Source organism: Paenibacillus sacheonensis (assembly GCF_009909195.1).
Classification (GTDB): Bacteria; Bacillota; Bacilli; order Paenibacillales; family Paenibacillaceae; genus Paenibacillus_Z; species Paenibacillus_Z sacheonensis.
Map to the genome: position 1 here is coordinate 261,880 of NZ_JAAAMU010000001.1, position 18,483 is coordinate 280,362.

General features: G+C 58.8%; 14 protein-coding genes. 13 read left to right on the forward strand and 1 reads right to left on the reverse strand.

The window, feature by feature from the left end; all coding sequences use genetic code 11:
- The first annotated feature begins 11 nt into the window (after positions 1–11).
- Positions 12–770, forward strand: coding sequence for a phosphate ABC transporter ATP-binding protein PstB (gene pstB, locus GT003_RS00995; protein WP_161693496.1), 759 nt, complete (start codon positions 12–14; stop codon positions 768–770).
- Positions 771–877: 107 nt separating this feature from the next.
- Here pstB and GT003_RS01000 read toward each other — a convergent pair whose 3' ends face one another.
- Positions 878–1,729 carry an AraC family transcriptional regulator gene (locus tag GT003_RS01000; RefSeq protein ID WP_161693498.1) on the reverse strand — a complete coding sequence of 284 codons (852 nt, stop codon included), beginning with the start codon at positions 1,727–1,729 and terminating at the stop codon, positions 878–880.
- Between the two features lie 178 nt (positions 1,730–1,907).
- Here GT003_RS01000 and GT003_RS01005 point away from each other — a divergent pair, with 178 nt between their 5' ends.
- From GT003_RS01005 to ytaF, 12 genes are all read left to right on the forward strand, one after another.
- Positions 1,908–2,915 carry a zinc-binding dehydrogenase gene (locus GT003_RS01005; protein ID WP_161693500.1) on the forward strand — a complete coding sequence of 336 codons (1,008 nt, stop codon included), beginning with the start codon at positions 1,908–1,910 and terminating at the stop codon, positions 2,913–2,915.
- Positions 2,912–3,808 carry an NAD-dependent epimerase/dehydratase family protein gene (locus GT003_RS01010; protein WP_161693502.1) on the forward strand — a complete coding sequence of 299 codons (897 nt, stop codon included), beginning with the start codon at positions 2,912–2,914 and terminating at the stop codon, positions 3,806–3,808. The genes GT003_RS01005 and GT003_RS01010 overlap by 4 nt, the downstream gene beginning before the upstream one ends.
- A gap of 135 nt (positions 3,809–3,943) precedes the next feature.
- Positions 3,944–5,299, forward strand: a complete 1,356-nt coding sequence (locus tag GT003_RS01015; protein ID WP_161693504.1) for an extracellular solute-binding protein — start codon at positions 3,944–3,946, stop codon at positions 5,297–5,299.
- Between the two features lie 81 nt (positions 5,300–5,380).
- Positions 5,381–6,274, forward strand: a complete 894-nt coding sequence (locus tag GT003_RS01020; protein WP_161693506.1) for a carbohydrate ABC transporter permease — start codon at positions 5,381–5,383, stop codon at positions 6,272–6,274.
- A gap of 14 nt (positions 6,275–6,288) precedes the next feature.
- Positions 6,289–7,134, forward strand: a complete 846-nt coding sequence (locus GT003_RS01025) for a carbohydrate ABC transporter permease (RefSeq protein WP_239565657.1) — start codon at positions 6,289–6,291, stop codon at positions 7,132–7,134.
- Positions 7,131–8,159, forward strand: coding sequence for an SGNH/GDSL hydrolase family protein (locus GT003_RS01030; RefSeq protein ID WP_161693508.1), 1,029 nt, complete (start codon positions 7,131–7,133; stop codon positions 8,157–8,159). The genes GT003_RS01025 and GT003_RS01030 overlap by 4 nt, the downstream gene beginning before the upstream one ends.
- Positions 8,160–8,166: 7 nt before the next feature.
- The gene (locus GT003_RS01035; RefSeq protein WP_161693510.1) at positions 8,167–10,836 is read left to right on the forward strand and encodes a carbohydrate binding domain-containing protein; all 2,670 of its coding nucleotides are present in this window, start codon (positions 8,167–8,169) and stop codon (positions 10,834–10,836) included.
- Between the two features lie 235 nt (positions 10,837–11,071).
- Complete coding sequence (locus GT003_RS32945) at positions 11,072–12,661, forward strand: diguanylate cyclase domain-containing protein (protein ID WP_161693512.1); 1,590 nt, start codon at positions 11,072–11,074, stop codon at positions 12,659–12,661.
- A complete protein-coding gene (locus GT003_RS32340; protein WP_161693514.1) occupies positions 12,658–13,860 on the forward strand; it encodes an EAL domain-containing protein in 1,203 nt (400 codons plus the stop codon). Before GT003_RS32945 ends, GT003_RS32340 begins: the two co-directional genes overlap by 4 nt.
- A gap of 177 nt (positions 13,861–14,037) precedes the next feature.
- Positions 14,038–16,698, forward strand: a complete 2,661-nt coding sequence (gene polA, locus GT003_RS01050; protein ID WP_161693516.1) for a DNA polymerase I — start codon at positions 14,038–14,040, stop codon at positions 16,696–16,698.
- 65 nt (positions 16,699–16,763) lie between these two features.
- Complete coding sequence (mutM, locus tag GT003_RS01055) at positions 16,764–17,669, forward strand: DNA-formamidopyrimidine glycosylase (protein WP_161693518.1); 906 nt, start codon at positions 16,764–16,766, stop codon at positions 17,667–17,669.
- 96 nt (positions 17,670–17,765) lie between these two features.
- Positions 17,766–18,467: a sporulation membrane protein YtaF gene (ytaF, locus tag GT003_RS01060; protein WP_161693521.1), complete on the forward strand. Its 702-nt coding sequence runs from the start codon at positions 17,766–17,768 to the stop codon at positions 18,465–18,467.
- Positions 18,468–18,483 lie beyond the last annotated feature (16 nt).

Sequence of the window (18,483 nt, forward strand, 5' to 3'; positions counted from 1 at the left end):
GGTGAACAAGCATGCAACAGACAGGACTATCAGCCAGCAACCTCAGCGTATTCTATGGGGAGAAGGAAGCCATCAAGAACGTATCGCTTGCTTTCTCGCCCCGTGAGGTAACCGCGCTCATCGGGCCTTCCGGCTGCGGCAAATCCACGTTTCTGCGCAGCCTGAACCGGATGAACGACACGATTGGCGGCGTTCGTACCAAAGGCGAGATTTGGATCGACGGCGAGAACATCAACGAGCCCGGCGTCGACGTCGTCCTGCTTCGCCAGAAGATCGGCATGGTATGGCAGCGCCCGAATCCGTTTCACAAATCGATCTACGAGAATATCGCGTTCGGTCCGCGCTACCACGGCGTGCGCAAGAAAAAGCAGCTCGACGAGATCGTGGAGGAATGCCTGCGGAAATCCGCGCTGTGGGAAGAGACGAAGGATCGTCTGCATTCTTCGGCGCTGGCGCTTTCCGGCGGACAGCAGCAGCGGCTCTGCATCGCTCGCTCCATCGCGGTCAAGCCGAAGGTCATCTTGATGGATGAACCGGCGTCGGCGCTCGATCCCGTATCGACGGCGAAGGTCGAAGAGCTGATCGCGGAGCTCAAACAGGATTACAGCATCGTCATCGTGACGCATAACATGCATCAGGCAGCGCGCGTCTCGGACAAAACGGCTTTCTTCTATATGGGCAAGGTCGTCGAGTACGACAAGACCGATAAAATCTTCACGAATCCATCCCAGAAAGCGACGGACGATTATATCTCCGGCCGTTTCGGCTGATAGCCGGCGGGAAGAGTTTTGGAAGAAACCGAAATAGTAAGGGTTTTGCGTCTTTTGAGGCGCAGGACCCTTTTTTTTGTTGGGCATCTTCCTTGGCCCGGACACGCCTAGTTCTCCGCTGCAAGTTCGGCCTGCTTGTCGCGCCAACGGATAGGGCTGTCCCCGTACGTCTTGCGAAACAGACGGCAGAAATAATGGATGCTGTTGAAGCCGGTCTTCTCGGCGATGACTCGCAGCGGCAGCTCGCTTCGCAGCAGGTAACTGACGGCCGCTTTGAGCCGCAGCGTCTGCAGATACTCGAAAGGCGTACGGCCGGTATGCTTCTTGAAGATGCGGACCAAATAGGAAGGATTGAGATGGACGAGTTCGGCCAGCATGTCGAGCGTCAAATCGTCGCTATATCGCCATTCCATGAAGTCGATGAGGATGTCGATGGTTTCCTGGGGGCTCCATTTGTTTTGCGACCGCGCGCACGGGCCGCCTTCGAGCGAGGAGTAGCGCAGGATGTGGGCGATTAACCGGATAATCTTATTCAGCTCGAGCAGACATACCTGTTCGAGCTCGTCGTTCGGACGGACTTCTCTCGTGAGGAACAGCCGATGAACATACTGAAGCGACCGCTCGATCTCGCCGGCGAACGGTGCCCTGGCATCATCGATCGCGGCAGCCTGCAGCAGATTCCATCGGTCGATGTTGGCGGTTGTCAGGAACGGGTCGTCGGCTTCGCTGAGCTCGAGGAAGATGCAGCCGATCTCCGGATCGAGACTCTCGAGGACATGCGGGGTGGAAGGGGCGATGAGGAAAACGGCCGGCGCATGAAGTTCCAGACAATGACCGGCCCACTGGAATCTCGCGCGGCCTTTGGTAATGTACAAGATTTCCAGATTGTCGGCATGAATGCCTCCCGCCGGTGCGGCGCTGTCGCTGATGGTAAGCGCTTTGCAGATTCGAATTCTCATGAACGCCCCCCTTTCCCGCCAGAAGTAGATAACGTGCAATACAATACGTGGAAAATGCGCAAGAATGTCAGAAAAATACCGTTCATGGTTGCATAAGTGCAACATCCGGTGCAACGACTGTAACCGCTTTCTATTATACACTTATTACGGGCGAACTTACAGATTTAGACAGAAGAGGGTGGGGGCGATCGTAACGAAAACGGATGCGGTGTTGTTTTACGGACGCCATGACGCGAGACTCGGGAGCATTGAAATCGGCGATCCGGGACCGGACGAAGTGCAGGTGCGCACGTCGGCTTCGTTGATCAGCACCGGCACGGAGAGATGGATTCTGACTGATCGCTTCTCGGCATCCGGTACGCCATATCCCTGCGTCCCGGGATACCAGCGGGTAGGGATCGTCACGAAGACGGGTTCGAACGTGCGGGACGTGCGAATCGGCGAACGGGTCATCGCAACGAGCGGCAGCTGGACCGGCGGGAGTATCCCGTACTGGGGCGCCCACCTGGCGCTGGCCAATACGAGCCGCAGCGAGATTTATCCCGTGGCGGACAGCTTAAGCAACGAAGACGCAGCCGGAATCGTCGTGGCGCAGGTCGGGTACAATGCGGCTTCCCGCGTTTCGCTTGGCGGCGACGATTGGATCGTCGTCTACGGCGACGGACTCATCGGGCAATGCGCCGCGCAAGCAGCGAGGGCCAGAGGAGCCAAGACGATATTGGTCGGCAGGAGACGAGAGCGGCTTGAGCTGGGAGCGATATACAGCGCCGATCATGTCATCGATTCCTCGGCCGGGGATCTGAGCGGGCAGGTGAAAGAGATAACGGGAGGACGGCATGCGACGGCGGTGCTTGACACGCTGCAGCAGCGAGAGCTCCAGCTGGAATACGTCCCGCTGCTTGAACAGGGAGCTGGGCAGATCGTCTATTGCGGGCACGCGATCGGCGATGCTTGGGCCGATATGTCGCTGCTGCAGGCATGCGGACTGACCTGCCATTTCGTGTCCGACTGGACGAGGGAGAGAAACGAGGCTGCGTTGTCGCTGTTGACGGAAGGAAGCATGAGGCTGGCACCGCTCGTTACGCATCGGGGGACGGCGGCGGAAGCGCCAGGATTTTACCGGATGCTGCTGGACAAGAAGGAACCCTTTCTAGGAATACTTATCGATTGGAGCCTTGAACAATGAGAGTGACGATTACGGGAGCTTGCGGGTTTATCGGCAGAACATTGATTAGCGAGCTGGAGCAGCGCGGACACGAGCTGCTGCTCGTGGACCGGACCCGGCCGGAAGAGGCAACGATGTTCGTGCCTGGCGGGAGGGTCAGCGCGCCGTTTGCGACGGAGTGGCCTTTCGAGCTGGCAGATATCATGGACCAGGCGGCGATGCGGCGCATCGCGGAGCAATCGGAGGCTATCGTGCATCTGGCGGGCATCCCATCGGGGTTGCCGGAACATGGGCGCGAGACGTTTCATTATAACGCCGGCGGCACCTACGTTTTGCTCGATGCCGCTCGACTCGGCGGCGTATCGAGGTTCGTCGCCGCATCGAGCATCAACGCGTTCGGCACGTTTTACTGGCGGATCAGGGAGCAGCCGATACGGTACAGCCACCTGCCGCTGACGGAGGCGTTCCCGCCGGAGCCTCAGGACCCGTACAGCCTCAGCAAGCTCGTCAACGAATTGACGTGCGCGTCCTTTCACCGAGCCTACGGCATCCAGACGACTGCCCTTCGGTTCGGAGGGGTCTGGAGCGACGACGTTTACGATCGGGCAATGGATCAGGGCTTGCAGCCGACGGCGGCATGGTCCGACGATCTGTTTACTTGGGTTCACGTTCGCGACATCGCCAAAGGAATACGACAAGCGCTGGAAGCACCAGAAATGCCGGGTTACGGCGCATACACGCTTAACGCGTCCGATACGAGCTGTCCGGAGCCGACGATGGAGCTAATTCGGTCGCTTCGTCCGGACTATCTACGGGCGCTGACGTCGGAGATCCATGGGCGGGACGCCTTGATTTCTTCCGCGAAGGCGCGCGAGACGTTCGGATTCGAGCCGGCATACCGTTTGGAGGGATAAATGATCGGCTGGAATTACGGCAGGAGGTGGGGCGGTGCCCGGCGGCCGTTCGGGACTTGCGGTTTCTAATGTTTCTGGCGTTTCTGCAATCCGGCTTCTGGCAGTTGCAAGACAAATCGAGGGGAGTTGTTTCGAATGCTCAAGAGAAAAGCAAGTTTGACGGCAACCGCGCTCATGCTTCTGATGTCCGGTGTACTTGCCGCATGCGGCGGAGGCGACAACAATAAAGAGAACGCATCGACGCCGACTTCCGGTACGTCCAAGAACGGGGCCGCGGAGACGGCGCAGCTCAAAGGAGATTTCGAGATTCAATATTTCGTCGGCGGCTACGGAGACGCTTGGTGGAAATCGATGATCGCCGGGTTCAAAGAGCTTCACCCCGATCTGAACATCAAGGAATCCGCGGGTCCGAAGATCAACGATCAGATGAAGCCGCGCTGGATCAAGAACGATCCGCCGGACCTCGTCTACATCGACGGCGCGGGCGGATTGGACGTCGGCCAGGCGGTCAAGGACGGCCAGCTGATGGATCTGACCGAATGGTTCGCGAGCGCCGAGAACGTCGACGGCGAGAAGCTGTCGGACGTGGTCATCACGCAGCCATCGGCGATCGAAGGCAAGCTGTATACGGTACCGCTCGTCTTCGGCTCGTGGGGGACGTTCTACGACAAGGCGCTCTTCTCTAAGAACGGCTGGGAGGCGCCGAAGGATTTCGACAGCTTCGTGACGGTGAGCGAGAAGATCAAGGCGGCTGGCATCGCGCCGTATATTCACCCCGGCGTCTACACGGGGTATCTGATCGGCGGCTTCCTGTTTCCGGCCATGGTGTCGGCGAACGGCGACGATCCTTCCATCCTCCAGGACGTCTCGGATTTGAAGCCGGGCATCTTCAAGAGCGAGCCGGTCATGAAAGCGGTCGGGCAGCTCGTCACGATGCGCGACAAAGGCTTGATCGACAAAGCGGCGGTCGCCTTGAACCACACCGATTCGCAAATGCAGTTCCTGCAGCACAAGGATGCCTTTATCCCGAACGGCCTGTGGCTGCCGAACGAGATGGCCAAGGATACGCCGGAAGGCTTCGAATTCGGCTATATTCCGTCGATCTCCCAAGCGCCGGGTGGCAAATACGTCGCCAATCCGTATACGAGCCCGATGGCAATCGCGTCCAAAGCCAAGAATCCGGAAGCCGCCAAAGCGTTCATTCAATACATCTTCACGAAAAAAGCGGCCATCGAGTGGGCGGAGAAAACAGGCGCGCTGATGAATCTGAAGGTCGATCTCGACAGCTCCAAAGCAAGCGAGGTGTCCAAAGGCGCCATCAAGTTCTACAGCAGCGACAATCTCATCGTCGCGCCGGCGGTTCCGATCCAAGCCGACGTCAACAAGGAGATGGAGAACGCGACGCTCGCGCTGACGGATAACAAGATTCAAGCGGACGAGTGGGCCGAGCGCATGGAGAAAATAGCGGAGAAAGTCAGATCGCAGAAATAAAGCATAACCGGGAGCGGGATAGCGGCATGGAGAGTTACCATGCAGTTGTCCCTTCCCGAATTTCATGTCCGGGGTGATTGCATGACGGCAGCGTGGAAACGGCGGTTGTTTATCGCTTCTTTCGTTTGGCCGACGTTGATTCTGTTCCTCGTGTTCACGGTCTATCCGGTGCTCCGAGGCCTCCATTACAGCTTGTTCGACTGGTCCGGCTCCGCCGAATCCATGGATTATATCGGGCTTCGCAACTTCAAGGACATGGCCAGCGATCCGGTCATCGCGAAGGCGATTCGCAACGATTATTTCCTCGTTTTTTCAAAGATCTTCGGCATCATGCTGCTGGCCGTCTTCTTCGCCGTCGCGTTGACCAGGCTCAAGCTGCGCGGCTCTAAATTCTACCGGTTCGCGTTTTTCTTCCCGAACGTTATGTCCGTCGTCGTCATCGGCGTGCTGTGGCGCTTCATCTACAATCCGAAGCTCGGAATTCTGAACGGGCTCTTGTCGGAAACGCAAGGGAAGCCGGTGGAGACGCCATGGCTGGGAGATTCGTCTTACGCGCTGCTGGCGCTGCTTCCTCCCGCGATATGGGCGGGGGTCGGGTTTTTCATGATCCTCTTGATCGCCGGTATCAAGGGCATTCCGGAACCATTGTACGAATCGGCTCAGATCGACGGCGCCAGACAGTGGAAACAGTTCTGGCATATTACGGTGCCTCTGGTCTGGGAGCAGATTAAGGTGTCGATCGTGCTGATCATGCTGACCTCGCTTAACGGTTCCTTCGCCATCGTCAGCGTCATGACGGAAGGCGGTCCCGACAACGCGACGCAAGTGCTTGGGTATTACCTGTACCAAATGGGCTTCAAGCAATACCACATGGGCTATGCTTCCGCGATCGGCATCGTCATTCTTGTGCTGTCTCTCGTGACGACCATCATGCTGCAGCGGATCATGAAGCGGGATTCCGTAGAGCTTTCATAAAGGGGGATTTCAGTTTGCGACCATTTGCTGTAAACCGTATCCCAAGATGGATATCCGGAGCCGTTCTCGTCCTATGGGCATTTTGCGTCGTGTATCCGGTGTTCTGGTCGATCATGGGTTCGCTGAAGGATAACCAGCAGTTCTTTAACGGCAAAGCGTGGGCCCTGCCCAAGTTCCCGCTGCTGTGGTCCAACTTCTCCTATACGTGGGAGACGTACCACTTCGGCCGTTACTTCGTCAATTCCATCGTCGTGACGGTCGGGAGCATGGCGCTCGCGCTGCTGTTGTCGGCTACGACGGGCTACGTGTTGGCCAGATATACGTTCAAGGGCAGCGGGCTGCTCTACTATTTCTACATCTCATCGCTTATGATTCCGGCTATCCTGACCCTCGTGCCGATGTTCTTCCTCTTCGATACGCTGCACTTGACCAACTCATTGACCGGATTGATCCTGCTCTACGCGATCGGCGCGCTGCCGTTCGGCATCTTCGTCATCATGGGCTTCTTCAAATCGCTGCCGCGCGAGCTGTCGGAATCCGCGACGATGGACGGCGCTTCCCATTACGGGGTCTTCCTGCGCATCATGCTGCCGCTTGCCATGCCGGGACTGATCACCGTCAGCATCGTGAACGCGCTCAGCTTCTGGAACGAATACCCGTTAGCTTTGATTCTTATGAACGATCCGGGCCGATACACGCTGCCGGTCGGACTGGCCGTCATGCAGGGCGAGATGCAGTACCGGACGGAGTGGGGGCCGTTGTTCGCCGGGTTGTTTATTTCGATGGTTCCCATCTTGTTGCTGTATGCCATATTCCAGAGCCGGATTAATGAAGGGCTCGTAGCGGGGGCGGTCAAATGAAAAAGGTCCAGGAAGCGGAATCGTTCGTATTCGCGTCATCGGAGAGGCAGCGGATGCGCCACGTCCCGCTGCGGTCCGGCGGCGTTCGAATGACCGCGCATGCGGGAGGCGGCAAATTCGAGGAAGGGATCGACTTCGAGGTCGACTACGATGCCGGCTATATCGCGCGGACATCGGCCAGCCGGATCCCGGACTGGTCGGAACATGCGCTGAGCGGAGTAACGGCGTTCGACCATACGCAATATCCTTCGTATACGAACCGCGACTATACCGTCTATGCAACTTATCAGTATGAGGAAGCCGAAGAAGCGCTTAAAGCGGTCGACGTTAGCGATTCGGAATCGCACGCCGCGAACGGCTTCGGCGATTTGGCCGCTGACCCGCTCGCCGGCCTGCGGGAGAAGCTGGTCCGCGGCGGCGAGATCGTCTACGCGGTGCTCGGGGACAGCATCAGCGCGGGCGGGGATGCCGGCGAACCAGCGCTTGCGTTCTTCGGGCGGCTGGCGGCTTGGATCGAGGAGACTCATCCCGGATGCCGCGTCACGATCGAGAACCGCGCCATCGGCGGGGAGACCAGCGAAGGCGGCGCCGCGCGCGTCGCGACGGACATCGTGCCGCTGCGCCCGGACCTCGTCACGGTCGGCTACGGCATGAACGACCAGAACAAATACGAGCATGGCAACGGCGTCCCGCTCGAAGATTACAAGCGCAATATTCGGCAGATGGTAGACGCAATCAGCGAAGCCGGCGATGCGGCCGTTATACTGGTGACGCCATGCGAGCCCAATCCGTTGTGGAAGCATACAAGCGGCCAGATCGGCGAGTATGCGGAGGCGCTTAGGGCCATCGGGCGGGATCGGGGCATCCCCGTTGGCGACGCCCATGCGGCGTGGATGCGGGCGCTCGCCGCGGGCAAGACGCCGGAGAGTTTGCTGCTCAACAATATCAATCATCCGAACAACTATGGACATGACCTGTATTTCGAAGCGATGAAGTCGGCATTCAACCAATCGAAAAGGGTGTGATTCATTAATGAGGAAGCGCTGGACCAACAAAATGGCAGGATTGCTCGCGTTGTCGATGGCACTCCCCGTGGGCACAAGCGGCGTAAGCGCGGCAGGAACGGGTGAATTCCATATCGGCGCCTTTCAGCAGCCAATGATCCGGCCCACGGATTACAACACGAGCGCCCACTGGCAGAATATCGCGAACGCGTACTTGGATCGCATGGTCTCCGTCGAAACGTCGGGGGGCATCAATTACACCAAGGCTGAAAACGAGAACGGCATCGCAAACAGTTATGCGAAGGGCGTCCAGCTGTTCGTGACCGACGGCGGCTTATACGATTATCAGTCTTATACGCCGGACGATTATGCGACGCTCGACAGCAGGCTGACGCCTTACAAGAACGATTCGCGGGTATCGGCGATCAATATCAAGGACGAACCGGCGGCTTGGAATATCGAAGGCTACGCGAACACGATCCGGCACGCCAAAGCGTTCGCGCCGCAGCTGGACTATTACATCAACCTCGCTCCCGTCTACGTGGAGGACGGCTACTTCCCGACGCCAGGCAAGCTGACTGTCTCCAATTCCGGCGCCCAGCAGAACGGCAATTTCGTGACGTCGGCGCAGCGCCTCGGCCAGACGGTCAAAATCCCGGCCGGGATGAGCGTGCTGCATGGCGTCGATCTCAAAATCGACATGCGGGAATGGTCGTCCGCCGAGACGTTGACGCTCAAGCTGTGGGACAGCCCGTCCCGAACGACGATGATCGCGCAGAGCAGCATTACGGGCAACGGCAGCAGCGACCTTCGGTTGTTCTTTCCGTACTTCGAGCTCAAGGCACCGGTCACTCCGGGCGCGACCTACTATCTCGAATTAACGCATAACGGCGGAGGCAACAACAGCGTCGGCTGGGTCCAGCGCTCCGATGTCAGCTCGTACGCGGACGGAGCCGGTTACGTCAACGGCGCGGCACAGAGTTACGACTACTTCTTCCGGCTCTACAAGCCGAGGGATAACACGCCGGACATTATATCGCCCGGCAACACGAGCGGCGATTACGTCACGAATGCGAACCGCATCGGCCAGACGTTCACGACGCCTGCCAGCGTCAATCGCCGCATCCATTACATCCAGCTCAACATGGACGCGGGACAGTGGAACAGCGGACATCAGCCGATCACCCTCTCCTTGTGGGATAGTCCGGCCCGCACCAAGCTGATCGCGACGTCCGATACGTACACCAGCTCGAACAACGGCAATTATCCGATCTTCAAGCTCTACCAGCCCGTCAGCCCGAGCACGTCCTACTACTTCGAGATTACGAGCGCCAGCAGCGTTCCGCTCGGTTGGGTGACCAAGGGCGCTTCGAGCACGTACGCGGGCGGCCAGGGCTACAACAACGGCACGGCGCTCGCCGGCGGCACCGACTACTACTTCAAGGTGGCGTTCGGCAGTTTCTACGACAACTTCATGGACGATCTGCTGGACATCAGCGGCACCGACGAGCTGCTGTTCGATAACTATCCGTTCCGAGCGGGTACCGACTACGACGCTTCCTACTTCCTTAACGCCGAGCTGGTGCGCGAGCGCGGGCTGGACCACGACGTGAAGTACGGCGGCTACCTGCAGAGCACCAAGATTCAAAATGCCAACGGCACGTTCGTCAAGTACCGCAATCCGAGTCTCGGCGAGAAACGCTGGAACGTGTATACGTATTTGACGTACGGCTTCAAGCTCATGTACTGGTTCACGTATTGGCAGCCGCAGCCCGTCGTCGGCTGGGATGAATACTTCGCCGATACGCCGGTATCGACCAACGGCACGCTGCAGACGGCTTATTACGACATCCAGGCGCTTAATCGGGAGATGCATTATTTGAGCGGGACGCTCAAGGATCTGACTTCGCAAGCGGTGTATCATTCGGGCACGTCGATTCCGAGAGGCACGCAGCCGATTCCCGATTCGCTGTACATCAAGCCGACCGATGCCTCGCAGCCGCTGATTCTAGGTACCTTCACGAACGCAGGCGGACGCCAATACGTCATGCTGACGAACCGCGATTACGCCAGCGCCCGCACGGCGACCTTCAATCTCTTCCCTCGCCCGGCTTCGCTGACGGAAATATCGAAGTCGACGGGACTGGAAACCGGCACGGGCTTCACGTACAATGCGGCATCGGGACAATTGACGATTACGCTCGACAAGGGCGAAGGCCGGTTGTTCGCGCTGCCTGCGGGCGGGGGAGACGGCACGCTGCTTGCCAATGGCGGCTTCGAGAACGGTTCGGCGGGCTGGACCAACGGATTCGGCGGCACCTTTACCGTCGATACGGCGACCAAGAGAAGCGGCACGGCCAGCGGCAAGATCGGCTCCCGCACGCTCCGGCACGCAAGCCCGACGCAAGACGTCACGAACGTGCTGCGGATCGGGGGGCAGGGCGGTTACGATTTGTCCGGCTGGGCTAAGCTTGCCTCGGGCACGGACCGGGCGCAGATCGCGATCCAGATCGACGATTCCGCCGGCAGGCATTGGGCGCAGACGGATATGACCAACGTGAGCAGCAGCGGTTGGACCCAGATGTCGAAGCTCGACAATGTCACATGGACGGGGCAACTTAATTCGGCGGTCTTGTACGTGCAGACGGAAAGCACGCTCGGAGACTTCTACATCGACGATCTCTCTCTGACGAAATAACACATGACTCGCGAGAACCAAGCCATCCCGACGGGAGCTTGGTTCTTTGTCGTTTTTCAAGTCATCCGCGAGGGCGTCGGCAGCGCGAGACGGGATGGAGCAGAAGCTGGCTGCGATTTTTGCGATTGCGCATGTTTTACATCATTTTAACAGAGGAACAACGCTCTCTTCACATTCAACACCTACAATAGACCTATAAGCTAGTCAAAACGACTCACGCCTAAGAGGGATTCCCGTGGATGAAATTGGATATGGTCTGTTGGACCGCACGATGATTAACCGACTTATGGAGCAATGGCATCATGGTGGGATCGGCGTCATTATCGTCCATCTGTACGGAAATTCGCCCTCCGTCGCCTACGAGGCGCTGACAGGCTGGATGAACGAGCAGCGGCGGCTGATCTGGCGCTACCGGATGGAGACGGATTTCTTCTATTTCCTGCAGCGGGGCAAGTCGGAAGAGCAGCTGGACAAGCTGATCCGCCGCGCCGTATCCGGCCTGCACGAGCGGTTGAAACGCGTCTACGCGAAGTTAGACCTCGGCAAGCAGGGAAGCGGGGGGCCGGCCGTATCCCATTTTGCCATCGGTCAAGCGCTGGCTTACCCGACAAGTATCGGCCGGTCGGCCGAAGCGACGATCTATAATTCCGTGAAAGAAGCGATGACCGCCGTGATGCGATCGCGCTTCCGGCAGGAGGATGAATTCGTCACATTCGAGCAGTCGGCGACGTCGGAGACCGCTGCCGAACTGTTCGGCGGGCGGGCGTACCCGAGCATGCCCGGGCAGTCTCCGACGATCGGCCAGCTGCATCGGTTGAGCCCGCCATCCCCCCGGATGCACGGCGGACCCTCGCCGTTCCCGATCGGCGCGCTCGCCAAGCCGATTCCGTCGTTTCATCTCGAAGCGCTCGTGTCCGATCTCGCACGGATGTTCGAGACGAATCCGCAGGTACAGGGAGCCGTCATCGCGAGCGAGGGCCGTCCGCTCGGATTGGTCATGAAAGAAAACATGAATCAGCTGCTTGCAGGCCAGTTCGGACTTCCGCTCTACTGGAATCGCTCCATCGCCAAGATCATGGACGAAGAGGCGCTCGTGGTCGACGCCAGCTGGCCGGTAGAGCAAGTGTCCCAGATGGCGATGGCGCGGGATATTTCCCGTCTGTATCACGTCGTTATCATCATGCGCGACCAGCGGCTCATCGGCGCCGCGTCCGTCCGATCCATTCTGGAATGCATTACGCAACTGCGGACGGAAGAGGCTTTAACCGCTAGTCCGCTTACCGGACTGCCGGGGAATGCGGCGATTCAGCGCGAGCTGCAGCGGCGGATCGATGCCGGACGGCCTTTTGCCATCGTGTATGCCGATCTGGATTATTTCAAATGGTACAATGACTGCTTCGGATTCAGTCAGGGCGACGAGTTGATCCGTTTCCTGGCCGACGTGCTGCAGCAGGAGACCGTCCAAGAGGGACCAAGAGGCGATTTCGTCGGTCACATTGGCGGGGATGACTTCATTCTACTGATCGAATCCGATGATGCGGACCTGCATTGTCGGCAAATGATTACCCGGTTCAACGAAGGCGTTGCGGCGTTCTACGGCGATGCCGACGTCTCCTCCGTTACGGACAGGAGCGGGAACCCCGTAGCGCAGGAAGGCGTAGCGTTGTCCTTGTCGCTGCTGCTGTGGGATGGTTCGGAGCATGTGACGACTTCCATCATCTCGCAGGCGGCGGCGCGTCTGAAGAAACAGGCCAAAGCGATCAGCGGAAGCGCCTATGTGACAGGCCATGTATTTGAGAAGCATCTGGGAGAGGGAATAAGGTGAACGTGAGAAAAGACAGCGTCGGGATGGGAATCATTTACTTTGCCTGGCATGGCAAAGCGCAGGAGAAGCCGGAGATCAAAAGCCGGCTGCGCGCGAATTGGCGGCGTTTCGCAGAGAAGGCGCTGGACGAGGACGGGCAGGCATTCTTGAACGGGGTGACCCGCATGTGGATGCGAGACGATCTCTTCGTCTGTTTCTCCCTGCCGGACGAGCGCGCGGAGAAGCTGGAAGAGCGTCTGCTGGAAATCGGGAACGAGCTGCAGCTGGACTGGGAGCCGCGGTTCGTGGAATCGGCCTTCGGCGGTCATGTGGCCGAGCTGCGCCTGCATACGGGCGTCTCGTATCTGGACGGCGGGATCGTATCGGAAGAAGAACGCCTGTACGACGGAATCAAACGCGCCATCGTGCACGGTCAATCCATCGGCGCGGCCGAACGCAGCTTGAAGCGCAGAGCCCTCGAACATATCTTGGACGAACGGCTGATCATGCCGGTGTACCAGCCCATCATGTCGCTTCAGCGGGACAAGGCGTCGTTGTTCGGGTATGAAGCGTTGTCCCGTCTGCCGGGCAGCCGTTGGTTCGACGGGCCGCTCGGTCTGTTTCAATTCGCCGACGAAGAGGGACTGACGTACGCGCTCGACCGGCTTGCGCGCGAGAAAGCGATCGAGGGCTGCGCCGGACTTGCGAGCGGGCGCAAGCTGTTCATTAATATTACGGCCAAGATCATGAACGATGCGTCCTTCTCGCCGGGACAGACGCTGCTCCTGCTGCAGCAGTACGGCTTGTCCCCGCATCATGTCGTGTTCGAAATTACGGAACGGACGTCGATCGAGGATTTCGATGCGGCCAAACGCATTCTTCACCACTACCGCACGCAAGGCTACCAAATCGCAATCGACGACGCCGGAGCGGGTTACTCCTCGCTGCAGTCGATCGTCGAGCTGAAGCCGGACTACATCAAGCTCGACCGTTCGCTGATCCGCGGCATCCACCAGGACGGCATGAAAGCGCATCTCGTTCAGACGTTCGCGGATTTGGCGGCGAAGATGGACATCAAGCTGATCGCCGAGGGCATCGAGGAGGACGAGGAGCTTCTGTATATTCGGGCGCTCGGCGTTCAATACGCGCAAGGCTTTCTGCTCGGCCGTCCGGCGCCGTTCGCCTTGTATCCGTCCGAGACGGCGGTTAATGGCGGCTGATTGAAGCTGGCGTTGGCAAGCTGCGTTCCAAGCTCGCGGCGATTAGAGGGATTCGGCCGTCAACAAGCACCGAAATCAAGCTTTCCGAGGGTCCGCGGCAGCGGATTCATTGGGAAAGCTTGTTTGCTTTGTGCTATGATAAGCCTAGGAAACTAACGGGTGAGGTGTGCCTTTTCAATGGATAAATGGGTATTGATCGACGGGAATAGCATTATTTACAGAGCATTCTTCGCCATGCCGCCGCTGACGAATTCGGCAGGGCTGCATACGAATGCCGTATACGGCTTCACGACGATGCTGCTTAGGCTGCTGGAGGAAGAAAAGCCGACGCATATGCTCGTGGCATTCGACGCCGGCAAAATAACGTTCCGCCACGAAGGTTACGAGGATTACAAGGGCGGACGGCAGAAGACGCCGCCGGAGCTGTCCGAACAGTTTCCGGTGCTGAAGGAGCTTCTGCAATCCTTCGGAATCGCGCAGTATGAATTGCCCGGCTATGAGGCCGACGATATTATCGGCACGCTGAGCCGCCTCGCCGACGAGCAAGGGGTGGAGACGGTCGTCGTGTCCGGCGACAAGGATATGCTCCAGCTCGCCTCCGACCACGTCACGATCGCGCTGACGCGTAAGGGCGTGAGCGAGGTCGACCGCTACGATCCGGCCGAGATCCAGGACAAGTACGGTCTGACGCCGCTGCAGATCATCGACCTGAAGGGTCTGATGGGCGATACGTCCGATAATATCCCCGGCATTCCGGGCGTGGGCGAGAAGACTGCACTGAAGCTGCTGCACGAATACGGATCCGTCGAGAGCGTATTGGAGCATGCATCCGACTTGAAAGGCAAGATGCAAGAGAAGGTCCAGACGCATCGGGACAGCGCGATCATGAGCAAGAAGCTGGCGACGATCTTCCGCGAGGTGCCGTTGGAGAAGGGGACAGAAGAGCTGGCTTACAGCGGCTATGAATCCCATGCGCTGGCGGACATGTTCCGCAAGCTGGAGTTCAAGTCGCTGATCGAACGGCTGGCGCTTCCGGACGCGGGCTGCACGGATAACGGCGTTCCGGCAGCTCCTCCGACCTATGAAGTGCTTCGGGCCGGCTCCCTGGACAAGGCGGATCTCGAGAAGCTGCTCGCCACTTCGGAGAGTCTCTATATCGAATCGATCGGAGATAACCCGCATCAAGCAAGGCTGATCGGCATCGCGGTTACGAGCGGGGAGCGGATCGTCGTGCTGACGTATGACGACCTGATGGATCCTTCGCTATCCGCTCCGGTGCGGACATGGCTGGAGGATGAAAGCGCGCCGAAACGCGGCTACGACCTGCACAAGGCCGAGCTGGCTCTCGGCTGGATCGGCATCCACCTGCGCGGCATTACGTTCGATGCGCTGCTGGCCGCCTATCTGCTGGATCCGACGGAGTCGAGCCAATCGCTTGCGGCGCTGATTCAGCGTCACGGTCTCGCGTCGATTCAGACGGATGAAGCCGTATATGGCAAAGGCGCGCGGCTCCAGGTACCGGAGGCCGACGTGCTGGCCCATCATCTGGCTGCCAAAGCCGATGCCGTACGCAGATTGGTGCCGATGCTGTCGAACGAACTGGATAACGGCAAAATGACGAAGCTGAACGACGAGCTGGAGCTGCCGCTTGCCGTCGTGCTCGCCGGCATGGAGAAGCAGGGTATTCAAGTGAATCCGGGCGTGCTGGAAGATCTCGGCGCCGAGCTCGAGAAAGGCATCTCCCAATACATGAGCGGCATCTACGCCCAAGCGGGCATGGAATTCAACATCGGTTCGCCGAAGCAGCTGGGCGAGGTGCTGTTCGAGAAGCTCGGCCTGCCGGTCATCAAGAAGACGAAAACCGGCTATTCCACGGATGCCGAGGTGCTGGAGAAGCTCGAACCGTATTCCGAGATCGTCAAGATGATCCTGCACTACAGGCAGCTGACCAAGCTGCAGTCCACGTACGTGGAAGGACTTCTGAAGGAGATTAGGCGCGATACGGGCAAGGTGCACACATATTACCGGCAGACGATCGCGGCGACGGGCCGCTTGTCGAGCCAATTCCCCAATCTGCAGAACATCCCGATCCGGATGGAGGAAGGAAGGCGCATCCGCAAAGCGTTCGTGCCGTCGGAGCCGGGCTGGAAAATTCTCGCGGCGGATTACTCGCAGATTGAACTTCGGGTTCTCGCGCATATCTCCGGCGACGAGAAGATGAAGGAAGCGTTCATCGAAGACACGGACATTCATACGAAGACGGCGATGGACGTCTTCGGCGTCTCCGCCTCCGAAGTGGATGCGAACATGCGCCGCCAGGCGAAGGCCGTCAACTTCGGCATCGTATACGGCATCAGCGATTTCGGGCTGTCGAACAACCTGGGCATCTCGCGGAAGGATGCTGCTAAGTTCATCGAGCAATATTTTGCCGTCTTCCAAGGGGTTCGTCAGTATATGGACGACATCGTGGCACAGGCGCGGAAGGACGGTTTCGTGACGACGCTGTTGGAACGCCGCCGTTACTTGCCGGAGATCAAAGCGTCGAACTTCAACCTCCGTTCCTTCGCGGAACGGACGGCGATGAACACGCCGATCCAAGGCACGGCAGCGGATATCATCAAGCTTGCGATGGTCAAGATGGATCACGAGCTCCGCGAACGCGGGCTGCGCAGCCGCATGCTGCTGCAAGTACACGATGAGCTCGTCTTCGAAGTGCCGGCCGAAGAGCTGGAGCTGATGAAGACGCTCGTCCCGGAAGTCATGGAAAGCGCGCTGAAGCTGGACGTGCCGCTGAGAGCGGACGTCAGCTACGGGGACAATTGGTATGAAGCCAAGTAAGACTTTCTCGCGCTCATGTCGTATAATGGGGGTTGAACCATGGGCATGGGAGGAGATACATTCATATGCCGGAACTACCGGAAGTTGAAACCGTTCGGCGCACGCTGAACGAATTAGTCGCAGGAAAACGAATCGAACGGGTAACCGTGACGCTTCCTAGAATTATTCAGCGCCCGGCGGAGCCCGAGGCTTTCGCGGCGGCGCTTGCCGGACATACGATTCAATCCGTTGAACGCAAGGGTAAGTTTCTGAGAATCCTGCTTGACGGCCTCGTGCTCGTCTCGCATCTGCGCATGGAGGGCCGCTACGGCGTCTTCGCGCAGGACGAGCCCGTGGAGCTGCACACGCATGTGCGGTTTCGGTTCGACGACGGCACGGAGCTTCGTTATAAGGACGTCCGCCAATTCGGCACGATGCATTTGTTCGCGCCTGGCGATGACTTGACGAACCCGCCGCTGAACAAGCTGGGCATCGAGCCGCTCGACGAGTCGTTTACGCTGCAGGCATTCAAAGGCCAAGTCGCGCATCGAACGACCAAGGTCAAGCCGCTGCTGCTGAACCAGGCTTACATCGTCGGTCTGGGCAACATCTATGTGGATGAGGCGCTGTTCACGGCAGGCATCCATCCCGAACGCGAAGCGGTGACGCTGAAGAGTCCGGAATGGATCCGGCTGTACGATGCGATCCGCGCCACGCTCGGAAGAGCGGTCGAGGCCGGGGGCTCATCGATCAAATCCTACGTCAACGGACAAGGCGAGATGGGGATGTTCCAGCATCAGCTGCTCATCTACGGGCGCAACGACGCGCCATGCACGCGCTGCGGAACGATGATCGTCAAGACCGTCGTCGGCGGCAGGGGAACGCACACCTGTCCGGTCTGCCAGCCGCATCCGGTCAAACGGGGCAAAGCCGCGAAGGTCGTCAAAGGTCCCAAGGCAGCCAAGACGAAAGCCAAGCCGAACGCTAAATAAGGCACGAGTCGCGATGAACCGCATATGATGAACCATTCATGTTTCTAGGCGAATGCACAGACGTTGCAGTTTCGTCTTCACGGGAGGGACATCAAGGTGCTTATTCATGCGTTTTCGTTGCTGCTGCTGGCGTTTGCCGTCAGCTTGGATGGTTTCGGAGTCGGCGTGACGTACGGATTAAGACGTATTCGTATACCGTTGTTATCCATTTCCATTATCGCGTTTTGTTCGGGACTCGTCGTTTGGCTATCGATGCAGATCGGTTCGCTGTTGTCCGGTTATATGTCGCCGATGACGGCCAAATGGATCGGAGCCGTGCTGCTCATGCTGATCGGCGCTTACGCGCTCATCCAATGGTGGCAGCGCAGGCGCGCGAATGCCGTTCCGCAAGAAGACGAACCGGTCGAGACCGCCCAGGACAGCGTCATGCACGCGGACGATGGGAAAGCCACGGCTACCACGATCGTGATCCTGGAGCTCAAGCGGCTCGGAATCGTCATTCAAATCCTGCGGAAGCCGCAAATCGCGGACGTGGACCGGTCGGGCGCGATATCGTCCTCGGAAGCCATTCTTCTCGGCTTCGCGTTGTCTCTCGACAGCTTCGGCGCCGGTCTCGGCGCCGCGATGGTCGGATTCAATCCGCTGCTAACGGCAATCGTCATCAGCACCGCAAGCGGCATCTTCCTGCTCGCGGGCATGCGGCTCGGATTTCGATTCGCGGCGTGGCGCGGGATGCAGGCGATGTCTGTGCTGCCCGGCGTCATGCTGATCGTTATGGGATTGATCCGGCTTATGTAAAAACCACCGGTAGGTC

Excerpts from the sequence above, each read along its gene's own strand:
- GT003_RS01030 (WP_161693508.1), top strand. The coding sequence starts at position 7,131 with ATGAAAAAGGTCCAGGAAGCGGAATCGTTCGTATTCGCGTCATCGGAG.
- GT003_RS01000 (WP_161693498.1), bottom strand. The coding sequence starts at position 1,729 with ATGAGAATTCGAATCTGCAAAGCGCTTACCATCAGCGACAGCGCCGCA.
- GT003_RS01020 (WP_161693506.1), top strand. The coding sequence starts at position 5,381 with ATGACGGCAGCGTGGAAACGGCGGTTGTTTATCGCTTCTTTCGTTTGG.
- GT003_RS01015 (WP_161693504.1), top strand. The coding sequence starts at position 3,944 with ATGCTCAAGAGAAAAGCAAGTTTGACGGCAACCGCGCTCATGCTTCTG.
- mutM (WP_161693518.1), top strand. The coding sequence starts at position 16,764 with ATGCCGGAACTACCGGAAGTTGAAACCGTTCGGCGCACGCTGAACGAA.
- polA (WP_161693516.1), top strand. The coding sequence starts at position 14,038 with ATGGATAAATGGGTATTGATCGACGGGAATAGCATTATTTACAGAGCA.
- pstB (WP_161693496.1), top strand. The coding sequence starts at position 12 with ATGCAACAGACAGGACTATCAGCCAGCAACCTCAGCGTATTCTATGGG.
- GT003_RS01035 (WP_161693510.1), top strand. The coding sequence starts at position 8,167 with ATGAGGAAGCGCTGGACCAACAAAATGGCAGGATTGCTCGCGTTGTCG.
- GT003_RS01010 (WP_161693502.1), top strand. The coding sequence starts at position 2,912 with ATGAGAGTGACGATTACGGGAGCTTGCGGGTTTATCGGCAGAACATTG.